The 12,961-nt window shown below is 38.6% G+C and carries 11 protein-coding genes; 9 read left to right on the plus strand and 2 right to left on the minus strand.

All coding sequences use genetic code 11. The features are described 5' to 3' along the window. The first annotated feature begins 99 nt into the window (after window positions 1-99). Window positions 100-2,415 (plus strand): DNA internalization-related competence protein ComEC/Rec2, encoded by a 2,316-nt coding sequence (locus J7Q84_RS07700; RefSeq protein ID WP_209093949.1) that lies wholly within the window; start codon window positions 100-102, stop codon window positions 2,413-2,415. Between the two features lie 29 nt (window positions 2,416-2,444). Here the strand turns inward: J7Q84_RS07700 and J7Q84_RS07705 are convergent, their stop codons facing one another. Next, window positions 2,445-2,579 carry a YqzM family protein gene (locus tag J7Q84_RS07705; protein ID WP_209093950.1) on the minus strand — a complete coding sequence of 45 codons (135 nt, stop codon included), beginning with the start codon at window positions 2,577-2,579 and terminating at the stop codon, window positions 2,445-2,447. A gap of 275 nt (window positions 2,580-2,854) precedes the next feature. Here J7Q84_RS07705 and holA point away from each other — a divergent pair, with 275 nt between their 5' ends. Then, window positions 2,855-3,871, plus strand: a complete 1,017-nt coding sequence (gene holA / locus J7Q84_RS07710) for a DNA polymerase III subunit delta (protein ID WP_209093951.1) — start codon at window positions 2,855-2,857, stop codon at window positions 3,869-3,871. A gap of 77 nt (window positions 3,872-3,948) precedes the next feature. On the opposite strand, the gene rpsT is transcribed toward holA, so the two are convergent. After that, window positions 3,949-4,215 (minus strand): 30S ribosomal protein S20, encoded by a 267-nt coding sequence (gene rpsT / locus J7Q84_RS07715; RefSeq protein ID WP_209093952.1) that lies wholly within the window; start codon window positions 4,213-4,215, stop codon window positions 3,949-3,951. 192 nt (window positions 4,216-4,407) lie between these two features. Here rpsT and gpr point away from each other — a divergent pair, with 192 nt between their 5' ends. The 7 genes from gpr to dnaK all read left to right on the plus strand — a co-directional run bounded on the left by gpr (window position 4,408) and on the right by dnaK (window position 12,901). Further along, on the plus strand, window positions 4,408-5,511 hold the full coding sequence (gene gpr / locus J7Q84_RS07720; RefSeq protein WP_209093953.1) for a GPR endopeptidase: 1,104 nt from the start codon (window positions 4,408-4,410) through the stop codon (window positions 5,509-5,511). 45 nt (window positions 5,512-5,556) lie between these two features. Next, window positions 5,557-5,901, plus strand: a complete 345-nt coding sequence (locus J7Q84_RS07725) for a YqxA family protein (protein ID WP_209093954.1) — start codon at window positions 5,557-5,559, stop codon at window positions 5,899-5,901. Window positions 5,902-6,197: 296 nt separating this feature from the next. Then, window positions 6,198-8,024, plus strand: a complete 1,827-nt coding sequence (gene lepA / locus J7Q84_RS07730) for a translation elongation factor 4 (protein WP_209093955.1) — start codon at window positions 6,198-6,200, stop codon at window positions 8,022-8,024. Window positions 8,025-8,137: 113 nt separating this feature from the next. Further along, entirely contained in the window at window positions 8,138-9,277 is a 1,140-nt protein-coding gene (hemW, locus tag J7Q84_RS07735; protein ID WP_209093956.1) for a radical SAM family heme chaperone HemW, read from the plus strand. A 97-nt stretch (window positions 9,278-9,374) separates the two neighbouring features. After that, on the plus strand, window positions 9,375-10,403 hold the full coding sequence (hrcA, locus tag J7Q84_RS07740; protein ID WP_209093957.1) for a heat-inducible transcriptional repressor HrcA: 1,029 nt from the start codon (window positions 9,375-9,377) through the stop codon (window positions 10,401-10,403). A 63-nt stretch (window positions 10,404-10,466) separates the two neighbouring features. Beyond that, window positions 10,467-11,045, plus strand: coding sequence for a nucleotide exchange factor GrpE (gene grpE / locus J7Q84_RS07745; RefSeq protein ID WP_209093958.1), 579 nt, complete (start codon window positions 10,467-10,469; stop codon window positions 11,043-11,045). Between the two features lie 29 nt (window positions 11,046-11,074). Beyond that, complete coding sequence (gene dnaK, locus J7Q84_RS07750; RefSeq protein ID WP_209093959.1) at window positions 11,075-12,901, plus strand: molecular chaperone DnaK; 1,827 nt, start codon at window positions 11,075-11,077, stop codon at window positions 12,899-12,901. The last annotated feature ends 60 nt before the right edge of the window (window positions 12,902-12,961 follow it).

Below are 12,961 nucleotides of genomic sequence, written 5' to 3' on the forward strand. Positions count from 1 at the left end.
CTTGGGAGTCCGAACATTGAGAGTATTCAAGAGCAAGATATCCGTCGTTTGTTAACAGATATACAGAAGCTGCTCTAACCATTGTGAGGTGATAGTATTTTGCGAGGACAGTCCGGGTACGCTGCGATTGCAATGATGCTTGGAATTGCGGCGGCTCACTCTAATTTTCATATTGGGGTTCTCATGATTGGATTTTTATATTTATGTTATTGCATAAAGCTTTCGGTTTATGCAGGGGTATTATGTATGGTGACTTTTCTCGTATCCTCTTTTTATGCTTTCCAAGTAAACGAAACAAATAAGTCCATTTATACTGGAATGGAAACGACTTTCACAGGAACGCTTACTTCTTCACCAGTATTTGATGGAGACAGGTTATCATTTCAATTTCAAACAAAAGAAACACTCCAAGTGTTCTATAGAATTCCCAATAGTATAGAGAAAAAACAACTGCAGTATCTCCATCCAGGGATGAGATGCAGTTTGCGCGGGACACTGAGGATGCCGTCGCCTGCCCGCAATTTTTATGCATTCGATTATAAGCAGTATTTATTTCAGCGTCATATTCATTATCAGCTTATTCCTGATACAATTTCTATCGAAAGATGTACTAACACACATATCAATATCCTTTCCTCTCTTTATTCTCTTCGACAAGCTGCCCTTTCGCATGTGCAGCTCACTTTTCCAGAACAAGCAGTAGGTTTTATGAACGCTCTTATTTTTGGAGATCGTGCCCAAATGACAGAGAAAGTTGAAACGCAATATCAAGCATTAGGATTAGTTCACCTGCTGGCGATCTCTGGGTCACACATTAGTTTATTGACTGCTATGTGCTACTATATTTTGCTGCGTCTTGGTATGACAAGAGAAACCGCTACAGTGACGATTCTTTTAATTCTCCCTGTTTACATGGTTCTGGCGGGTGCTTCTCCTTCTGTTATACGGGCATGTGTGACTGCTTGTATTGTACTTTGCTGTTTTTTGTTTGCTTCAACAATCATGGCTATAGATGTCATAGGTATAGTATGTATGCTGATGCTGCTGTACAACCCGTACGTTTTATTTGATGCGGGGTTTCAATTATCGTTTCTCGTCAGCTTTGCGCTCATACTTTCCTCCAAAACGATATTGTCAAAGGAAGAGAACAGCTGGAAAACGATGTGGAAGGTCACGATTATTGCTCAGCTCATTGCATTGCCGATTATTCTGTATCATTTTCACCAATTTTCTCCGTACAGCTTAGTATTAAACATGATTTATGTTCCCCTTATCTCCTTTTTCATTCTTCCTCTGTGCCTATGTGCATTTGTTCTCTCTTTTTTATTTCCAATGGCAGCAAAAGTATTAGCTCAGATGCTTTCTTTTGTTATTGTGTACTCCAATAAACTATTGGACTTTAGTGCCAAGCTTCCTTTTTCCAGCTTAACTTTTGAGAATCCGTCAATATGGATTATGTTTCTGTATTTTATTGTAATAATTTGTTTGTTTATAACATGGGAGGGTGAGGCTTTGCGAAGATATGCGAGAGTTGTTTTAAGCATGTTGCTGCTGCTTATATGCTCCCATTACTATTCTTATCTTTGGAGCCCGTATGGAAAGGTCACTTTTATAGATGTTGGTCAGGGGGATTCTATTTTAATTCAATTGCCCTTTGGAAGGGGAACATACTTGATTGATACAGGTGGAGTTTTTTCATTTCCAAAAGAAGAATGGCAGCAAAGAAAGAAGGAATATACAGTAGGAAGGGATACAGTTCTTCCGTATTTAAAAGCAGAAGGGATTAAAGTGTTAGATAAGCTTATTTTGACCCATGGAGATATGGATCATGTTGGAGGGACAAAAGAGCTTTTAGAACAAATCCCTATTAAAGAAATCCTCATTGGAAAAAAAGAAGGCTATTCAGAATTGGAACAGGAGATTGTACAGAAAGCGGTGCGAAAAAAGATAAATATAGCCACTGTAGGAGCCGGTGAACAATGGAAGGCTGGAGAAGCTGTATTCACTGTTATATCGCCATCAGGAAATGAAGCAGAAGGAAATGACAGCTCTATTGTATTGCATGCAGTTATTGGAGGGTTAACATGGTTATTCACAGGAGATTTAGAAGAGGCAGGAGAGCGAAATACTCTAGAGCGGTCTGCTTACCTAAGAGCCGATGTCTTGAAGGTAGGTCATCATGGGAGTAAAAGCTCTACAACAGATGTTTTTTTACAAAGAGTTCAACCTAAAATTGCTGTAATTTCTGCAGGAGAACGCAATCGCTACGGTCATCCCCATGAAGAAGTACTTACTCGTCTTAAGAGTCAGGGAATTATTATATTGAGAACAGATCAGAACGGCGCAATTGCCTATAATTTTCTGGGAGAAAAAGGAACTTTTCAAAGCGCGATTACATATGATGAAAACAACTAAAAAGAAATAAGACTGCAGAAGCTGCAGTCTTAAGAAGCGATAACTTTAATTGCTGTCGCAACAATAAAAAGAATTGTAAAGAAGCCAAAAGAAGCAGCAAAACCTATTCCAGAATCCACTGCGTCATTTCGTTTGCTTTGAACATTTGCTTCAAATTCATTCACAAAATACCCCTCCCAACTTTTCATTATTAGTATAAGATAATGTCAGAAAAAAAGCTACAATTAGTCGTTTCTTTTCCAAACATGACAACACTTGTCATTCATACTTTGTAAGCCTGTACAAAAAATAAGGATACAGCTTTGCTTACCCGTTAATGAACAAGACACCCGGGACTTATTCGTTAACGTTTAATATAGATTGGGAATAGGCATTGCCTATTCCCCTATTTATGTGAAACAATAGAGATGCCATATTGGACAAGTTAGGGAGAGAACACATGAATGCCATACATAAAAAAATAAAACAAAAACAGTTTGCCCCCTTGTATCTAGTGTACGGTACAGAGTCTTATTTTATAAATGAAACGATTGAGTTGCTTATAAAGCACGCCCTAGAGGAAGAAAACAGGGATTTCAACGCGGTGGTTTACGATTTAGATGAAGTATATTTGGAGGAAGTAGTAGAAGATGCCAGAACGCTCCCATTCTTCGGTGAGCGCAAAGTAATCCTCATTAAATCCCCTTTATTCTTAACAGCTCAAAAAGAGAAAATGGAACAAAATGTAAAGGTGTTGGAGGAATATATTAAGGAGCCGTCCCCGTTCACCGTTTTGGTATTAATTGCTCCGTTTGAAAAGCTGGATGAACGTAAAAAAATTACCAAGCTTGTTAAGAAGTCTGCCGAAGTAGTGGAGGCTAACGTATTACAAACTCAAGATATAGAGAAATGGATTCAAGAACGCGTGAAAGAGCAGGGAGTCCAAATAGAAGGAAAAGCAATATCTTTGTTGGTGGAGCTTGTAGGAAGTAATATTATGATGCTATCTCAAGAAATGAATAAGTTATTTTTATATATTGATGAAGAGAGGCTCATTACTGAGGAGACAGTTTCCTCTATTGTTCCAAAATCAGCAGAGCAAAATGTATTTGCTTTAACGGAAAAAGTGGTTAAGCGTGATATAGGAGGAGCATTAAAGATTTTATATGAGCTTTTAACGAAGCAGGAAGAACCAATTAAAATTTTGGCTCTGCTCGTAACTCAATTTCGTTTGCTCTATCAAGTAAAAGAATTGCAGGGCAGGGGATATAATCAAAATCAAATTGCTAGCCATTTGTCTGTGCATCCGTATCGAGTCAAACTCGCTATGAATCAAACAAAGTTATTTTTACCTGAGGAGTTAAAAAAAATCTTGAACTTGTTAGCAGAAGCAGATTATGAAATGAAAACGGGGAAAATGGAAAAAAAATTAATTTTGGAATTTTTTATTATGCGTTTAAACCACCTTAAAGAATAAAAAAGCTCATGCAGCCACCTGCATGAGCTTTTTTATAAAAAGAAAAAAACGACCCGGCCGGATCGTTTTATGGCAAATTAAGCGTTAATTCCGTTTAATCTTTTTGCTAAACGAGATTTTTTACGAGCAGCAGCGTTTTTGTGGACTAAGCCTTTGCTTACCGCTTTGTCAAGTTTCTTAGAAGCTGCAAGTAAAGCTTCTTTTGCGTTTTCTACATCATTATTGTTGATTACAGCTTCAGCATTCTTAACAGCTGTACGCATGTCAGATTTTAGAGAAGCATTATGTGCACGACGCTCTTCGCTAACTTTAGCGCGTTTGATAGCAGATTTAATGTTTGCCATTTCTTTCACCTCCCTGGTGCCATCGAGAAATAGAACTCGATACTTACATAGAACAAGAGATATTCTATCAAACGAACAGAAGAATTGCAATAGTGATGTGAGGTGAATTTTCATGAATCCAGCATTTAGAATGAAAGAGTTAAATTTTGGGAACCCTAAATTGTACAATATACGACTGGTGGAGGAGATTGCATGAGCGAATCATTAGATTTGAGTAAATATGCTATTCGTACTGATTTAGCTGTAGAAGCGCATCAAATGTTGGAAGAGAAGCAGGAAATACCAAGAGCTATTAATGGTGTAATTGTGAAGGAACGGGAAGAGGACACTATTAAGATTACAAAAGTAGTTATTCAAGATGCGGCGTCTGAATCCATGGGGAAAAAGCCTGGAAATTATTTAACGCTAGAGGTGCAAGGAGTGCGGCAGCAAGATACAGAACTCCAGCAAAAAGTAGAAAGTGTTTTTGCACGAGAATTTCACTATTTTTTACAGGAAGCAGGTATTTCTGAGGATGCGAGCTGTCTCGTTGTAGGATTGGGAAACTGGAATGTTACACCTGACGCACTCGGGCCTGCTGTTGTTGAGAATTTACTCGTTACCCGTCATTTATTTCAACTGCAGCCTGAGAGCGTAGAAGAAGGGTTTCGTCCAGTGAGTGCTTTGAGTCCGGGTGTTATGGGGATTACAGGAATTGAGACAAGTGACATTATTTTTGGAGTAGTGGAAAAGGTGAAGCCTGATTTTGTTATTGCGATCGATGCGTTGGCTTCACGTTCTATTGAGAGAGTTAACAGCACGATTCAGATTTCGGATACAGGCATTCATCCTGGTTCGGGAATTGGTAATAAGCGTAAAGAACTGAGCAAGGAGACATTGGGTGTTCCAGTCATTGCAATCGGTGTTCCTACAGTGGTAGACGCAGTATCTATTACAAGCGATACAATTGATTTTATTTTAAAGCACTTTGGACGAGAGATGAAAGAAGGAGGAAAGCCGTCTCGCTCGTTATTGCCGGCTGGATTTTCCTTTGGTGAAAAGAAAAAATTAACAGAAGAGGATATGCCTAACGAAAAACAACGGAATACTTTTATGGGAATCGTGGGTACTTTGGAAGAGACAGAAAAACGAAAGTTAATTCAAGAAGTATTGGCGCCATTAGGACATAATTTAATGGTGACTCCAAAAGAAGTGGACGCATTTATTGAAGATATGGCTAATATTATTGCCAGCGGACTTAATGCAGCATTGCATAATGAAGTAAATCAAGATAATGCAGGAGCTTATACACATTAACTTTGTAGTTTTGCGAAGAAAGGAAAAGAGAACGTGAAGAGGTTCATGATACGATGTTTGTTGCTTTTGACTGTTTTATTTATTGGAGTATTGTTAGGTATGCAGCTCGCAAACGATGGTTTAAAGAAGATGAAGGGTTATGATGATCCAACATTTGAACAAGTGGCAAAAATAAGTGGAACTGAGAGCGGAGACATGAAAGCCTCTTTTTTAGGAAAAAACATCACTATTGAAGAGAAACAAAAAAAGTTAGAGAAATTGAAAAGCTTTAATTTATTTTCCAAAATGGGCGATGCATTGGCTGGTGGAGTAGAAAAAGTAGTGCAAATTTCGACTAACACAGTAGTAGGGAAAATTAAAGATATTTTTGTGGAATTGAACAAAATATGAAAATACATTGAAGACCTTCAATGTATTTTTTATTTTAGACATATTGATGTATAAGAAATCATAATTTTTGTTCTACAGATACAAGTACAGAAGACTTACGAGCTATACAGCTGCTTGCAGAAGACGTACGCAGTGATAGCGTATTTTTTCCACTATTGTGTCTGAGCAAACAAGTATATACTATGAGAGTAAATACAAGGACTTTCTTTTCATCAGTTTTGATTGAATGTTCGGTGCTGTATTGATATAATCAATGCTAGTGTATGTTGGCGAGATTACTAGGAGTGAATAAAAGAATGAACATAGAAGAAAGAGCAAACAGGCAATCTAAAATTCGAAACTTTTCTATTATTGCACATATTGACCACGGAAAGTCTACGTTGGCAGACCGTATCTTAGAAAAAACAAACGCATTAACACAACGCGAGATGAAGGATCAATTATTGGATTCTATGGACTTGGAACGTGAGCGTGGAATCACAATTAAATTAAATGCTGTTCAACTGCACTATAAGGCAAAAGACGGCGAAACGTATATTATGCACCTGATTGATACACCAGGACACGTAGACTTTACGTATGAAGTATCACGCAGTTTAGCGGCATGTGAAGGAGCTATCCTTGTAGTTGATGCTGCACAAGGGATTGAAGCCCAAACGTTAGCAAACGTCTATCTTGCATTAGATAACAATCTGGAAATTTTGCCAGTTATTAACAAAATTGATTTGCCAAGTGCCGACCCTGAACGTGTTCGTCAAGAGGTTGAAGACGTAATTGGTTTGGATGCGTCCGAGGCTGTTCTTGCTTCTGCCAAGGCTGGTATTGGTATAGAGGAAATTTTAGAGCAAATCGTGGAAAAGGTTCCTGCACCGGAGGGTGATCCAGAAGCACCTTTACAGGCGTTGATATTCGATTCGTTATACGATGCATATCGCGGTGTTATTGCTTCTATTCGTGTGGTAAATGGAACGGTAAGAGTTGGCGATAAAATACGCATGATGGCAACAGGCAAGGAGTTTGAAGTAACAGAGGTTGGTGTTCATACTCCAAGACCTGTGCTTTGTGATGAGTTAACCGTAGGGGATGTAGGGTTTTTAACAGCCTCTATTAAAAATGTTGGAGATACGCGTGTGGGGGATACAATCACGCATGCAAAACGTCCAGCTTCAGAGCCGCTTCCTGGATACAGAAAGATGAATCCAATGGTATTTTGTGGTCTCTATCCAATTGATAATGTACGCTATAACGACCTTCGTGAAGCATTGGAAAAACTGCAACTTAACGATTCTGCTTTACAATTTGAACCAGAAACTTCTCAGGCGCTTGGTTTTGGATTCCGTTGCGGCTTCTTAGGGCTATTGCACATGGAAATCATTCAAGAGCGCATTGAGCGTGAGTTTAAAATTGACTTAATTACAACGGCTCCGAGCGTAATCTATACAGTTTATTTAACAAACGGACAAGAACTAATTGTCGATAATCCGTCCAATATGCCGGATCCACAGACAATTGATCGTGTAGAAGAGCCTTATGTAAAAGCGACTATTATGGTGCCAAATGACTATGTAGGGGCAGTAATGGAAATATGTCAAGGAAAACGCGGAACCTTTATAGATATGCAGTACCTTGATCAATCACGCGTAACCTTAACCTATGAAATTCCGCTTTCTGAAATCGTATACGATTTCTTTGATCAGTTAAAATCCAGTACAAAAGGGTATGCATCTTTCGATTATGAGCTGATTGGGTATAGGCCATCCAAGCTTGTGAAGATGGACATTCTTTTGAACGCAGAAACAGTAGATGCCTTGTCCTTTATCGTTCACCGTGATTCAGCATATGATCGCGGAAAGATAATTGTAGAAAAACTGAAAGAGCTTATTCCGAGACAGCAGTTTGAGGTTCCGGTACAGGCTGCAATTGGAAATAAAATTGTGGCACGTTCTACTATTAAAGCAATGCGGAAAAACGTTTTAGCGAAGTGTTACGGCGGTGATATTTCACGTAAGCGTAAACTTCTTGAAAAGCAAAAAGAAGGAAAAAAACGCATGAAATCTATTGGTTCTGTAGAAGTACCACAAGAAGCATTTATGGCTGTTCTTCGTATGGATGAAAATAAGTAAAAAAATGCCGCAGAATGCTCTGCGGCATTTTTGCATAGCTTGGAACAGGACAATAGCATTTGGGTAAAATGTAAAAAACAGTACGTAATTTAGTAAAAAGGTAGTGAACATATTTGATTGAATCAGCTTATATCCATATTCCGTTTTGTCAGCATATTTGTCATTATTGTGATTTCAACAAAGTGTTAATTGAAAGACAGCCGGTAGACGAATATTTAAATTATTTGGAGAAGGAAATACAACATACGGTAGAGACGACTCCTTTTCAAAAGCTAAAGACGATTTTTGTAGGCGGAGGAACACCAACTTCGCTTAATATGGGGCAAACAGAAAGGTTGTTAGAGATCATCCACAGGCATTTACAGCCTATAGATGAAACTTGTGAAATAACATTTGAAGCAAATCCAGGAGATTTGCCGAAGGAAAAGTTGAAACTTCTTTTAAGCGGCGGGGTCAATCGCATTAGCTTTGGGGTACAGTCCTTTAATGATAACCTTCTTAAATCAATTGGGAGAAGACATACGGCAAAAGATGTATTTGAAGCGATTTATGATGCAAAAGAAGTCGGCTTTCATAATATTAATGCCGATGTGATTTATGCTCTGCCAAAGCAAACAGTAGATGATGTAAAGCAAACATTGGACATGGCTTTTATACTGGATATTCCGCACTTTTCTGCTTATTCACTTATCATTGAACCGAAAACCATCTTTTATATCATGATGCAAAAAGGAAAGTTATCCCTTCCTCCAGAAGAAAATGAAGCGAAAATGTATGAATTAGTAATGGATAAAATGGAAATGCATAAATATGGGCAGTACGAAATCAGCAATTTTGCAAAGCCAGGCTATGAAAGCAAACACAACCTGACATACTGGAATAATGAAGCATATTATGGATTTGGCGCGGGAGCCCACAGTTATATAAATGGAAAACGCATCACAAACATCGGTCCGCTTAAAAAATACTTCTCTAAGATCGAGGAAACAGGACTTCCTTATCTCAATGTTCATGAAGTAACTGTACAAGAGCAAATGGAAGAAGAAATGTTTCTTGGCTTGCGAAAAATATCTGGTATTAATAAAGAACACTTTTTGAATAAATTTGGACAAGATCTATATTCTGTATTTGGCAAGCAGATAAGTAAACAAATACAATCGGGCTTGATTGAAGAAACTGGAGAAGGTGTGAAGCTAACCCGTCAAGGGAAATTACTTGGAAATGAAGTGTTCCAATCTTTTTTACTTGATTAAGAAGAGATGTTTGCGTTGACATATCGGAGTTAGTTTGGTAATTTATTATTAGATTTAGCACTCGAAACTATAGAGTGCTAACAGAGGTGATGATATCATGCTAACAGAACGTCAGCTCTTAATTCTACAAATTATCATTGATGATTTTATTGGTTCTGCGCAGCCTGTTGGTTCAAGAACGTTGTCAAAAAAAGAAGAGATTACGTTTAGTTCTGCTACTATTCGCAATGAAATGGCAGATTTAGAAGAGCTCGGTTATATTGAGAAAACGCATAGCTCATCCGGACGTGTTCCTTCTGAAAAGGGCTATCGCTTTTATGTAGACCATCTTCTTGCACCGCAACATTTACCTGAGAGGGAACTTATACAAATTAAGGATTTATTTGCAGAAAGAATCTTTGAATTAGAAAAGGTCGTTCAAAAATCTGCTCAAATTTTATCTGACTTAACAAATTACACATCTATCGTGCTTGGACCGAAAATGAAAGAAAACAGAGTGAAAAGCATTCAAGTAGTTCCAATTGGTCCTCATACGGCAGTCGCAATTATCGTAACAGATACCGGCCATGTTCAAAATAAAACTATTACAATTCCGGAATCCATCAAGCCTTCGGATATTGAAAAAATGGTTAATATTTTAAACAGCAAACTTAATGGAGTGCCAATATCAGAGTTAAACAACAAAATGTTTAAAGAAATTGTGACTTTATTGCGTGTTCACGTTCAAGATTATGATGATGTGATGAAATTATTGGATGGTACACTGCAATTTCCGTTATCAGAAAAGGTGTACTTTGGCGGGAAAACGAATATGCTCTCTCAGCCAGAATTTCATGATATTCATAAAATAGCTTCTTTGTTAAGAATGATTGAGCATGAAGAACAAGTTTATAATATGCTTCGTGATAAGACGGTAGGTATTCAGGTGAAAATTGGTCGTGAAAATGAATCTTCTGCAATGGAAAATTGCAGCTTAATAACGGCGACTTACTCAGTAGGAGAGGAGCACCTGGGAACCATTGCTATGTTAGGTCCTACAAGAATGCAGTATTCGCGTGTTATTAGCCTGCTGCAGGTTGTGACAAAGCAATTGTCTGATGCGTTTTATCAAATGTATTTGAAGTAATAGATTGAACCTAGAGGGGAAGCGAATACTGCTAATCCTCTGCTTTTGAGGGAGGTGAACAATATGGAAGAGCGCAACGAACAAATAATTGAAGAAATGACGGAGCTGTCAGAAGAGGAAGTAGCTGCTTCTGAAGATACAACGGGAGAGAATTCGGCAGAAGAGGTTCAGCTTGAGGATGCTGGTGTATTACAAGAAAAAGTAACCGAGCTGGAAGGTAAGCTTGCTGAGACCGAAAACCGTTTGCTTCGTTTACAAGCTGATTTTGACAATTATCGCCGCCGCACTCTATTGGATAGAGAGGCAGCTGAAAAGTATAGAGCGCAAAGCTTAGTGCTTGATATTTTACCTGCTCTGGATAACTTTGAAAGAGCGGTGAAAATGGAAGCGAAAGATGAGCAAACATCTTCTATTTTGCAAGGGATGGAGATGGTGCATCGTCAACTTTTAGAAGCGTTGACAAAAGAAGGAGTAGAAGTGATCGAAGCGGTAGGAAAGCCGTTTGATCCTTATCAGCACCAAGCAGTAATGCAAGTAGAAGACAGTGAATTTGAAACCAATACGGTTGTAGAGGAATTTCAAAAGGGATATAAACTAAAGGATCGAGTGATTCGACCATCTATGGTAAAAGTAAATCAATAACTACATAAATTAAGGGGGTAAGTACAACCATGAGTAAAATCATCGGTATTGATCTAGGGACAACAAACTCTTGTGTAGCAGTAATGGAAGGCGGAGAGCCAAAAGTTATTGCAAATGCGGAAGGAAATCGTACCACTCCATCTGTCGTAGCATTTAAAAACGGAGATCGTCAAGTTGGAGATGTAGCAAAGCGTCAGGCAATTACGAATCCTAATACAATCATCTCCATCAAGCGTCATATGGGTACAGATTATAAAGTAGAAGCAGAAGGTAAGGAATATACTCCTCAAGAAATCTCTGCTATCATTCTTCAACATTTAAAATCTTATGCAGAAGAATATTTAGGCGAGACAGTAACAAAAGCTGTTATCACTGTGCCAGCTTATTTTAACGATGCGCAGCGCCAAGCAACAAAAGATGCTGGACGCGTTGCAGGTTTGGAAGTAGAACGTATCATTAACGAACCTACAGCAGCAGCTCTTGCATATGGACTAGATAAAACAGAACAAGAACAAAAGATTTTAGTATACGATCTTGGCGGCGGTACGTTTGATGTATCTATTTTAGAGTTGGCAGAAGGCACGTTTGAAGTAATTGCAACTGCAGGAGACAATAAACTTGGCGGCGATGATTTTGACCAAGTTATCATTGACTACTTAGTAGCAGAGTTTAAGAAAGAAAATGGCATCGACCTTTCTCAAGATAAAATGGCTCTTCAGCGCTTAAAAGACGCTGCAGAAAAAGCAAAAAAAGATCTTTCTGGTGTAGCACAAACGCAAATTTCTTTACCGTTTATCAGCGCGGGCGCAGCAGGTCCGCTGCACTTAGAAGTAACATTAACTCGTGCAAAATTTGAAGAGCTTTCTGCAACATTAGTAGAAAGAACATTAGAGCCAACGCGTCGTGCTCTTCGTGATGCAGGTTTCTCTGCGAGTGAGCTTGATAAAGTTATTCTTGTTGGTGGATCTACACGTATTCCAGCGGTACAAGAAGCTATTAAGCGTGAAACAGGTAAAGAGCCATACAAAGGTGTAAATCCTGATGAAGTAGTAGCGTTAGGTGCAGCAATCCAAGGCGGCGTGTTGACAGGGGATGTAAAAGGCGTTTTATTACTAGACGTTACTCCGCTTTCTTTAGGTATTGAAACAATGGGCGGCGTATTTACAAAATTGATTGAGCGTAACACAACAATTCCAACAAGTAAATCCCAAGTATTTTCTACAGCAGCAGACAACCAAACAGCTGTAGATATTCACGTGCTACAAGGGGAACGTCAAATGGCTGCGGATAATAAAACTCTAGGCCGTTTCCAATTAGCTGACATTCCACCGGCACCGCGCGGAATTCCGCAAATTGAAGTATCGTTTGATATTGATGCAAATGGTATTGTAAACGTACGTGCAAAAGACTTAGGAACAAATAAAGAACAAACAATTACAATTAAATCTTCTTCTGGTCTTTCTGATGAAGAAATCGACCGTATGGTCAAAGAAGCTGAATTAAATGCTGAGGCAGATAAAAAGCTTAGAGAAGAAGCAGAATTGCGCAATGAAGCAGACCAGCTTGTTTTCCAAACAGATAAAGTATTAAAAGATTTAGAAGGTAAAGTAGATGCAGCTGAAACAGCAAAAGCTCAAGAAGCGAAAGATGCATTAAAGGCTGCGATTGAAAAGAACGATCTTGAAGAAGTACGAGCGAAAAAAGATGCACTTCAAGAAATTGTACAAAGTCTATCCGTTAAGCTGTATGAGCAAGCGCAACAAGCAGCTCAGCAAGCTCAAGGCGCTGAAAATGCAGGCAACAAAAACGATAACGTAGTGGATGCCGAGTTTGAAGAAGTAAAAGACGATAAGTAAGAACTACAAAAGTCAAAGTCAAGCGTGCCTTGACTTTGGCTTTTTTAAATACTAATGAAA

The sequence above is a fragment of the Bacillus sp. 165 genome (assembly GCF_017742235.1).
Classification (GTDB): Bacteria; Bacillota; Bacilli; order Bacillales; family Bacillaceae_G; genus JAGHKQ01.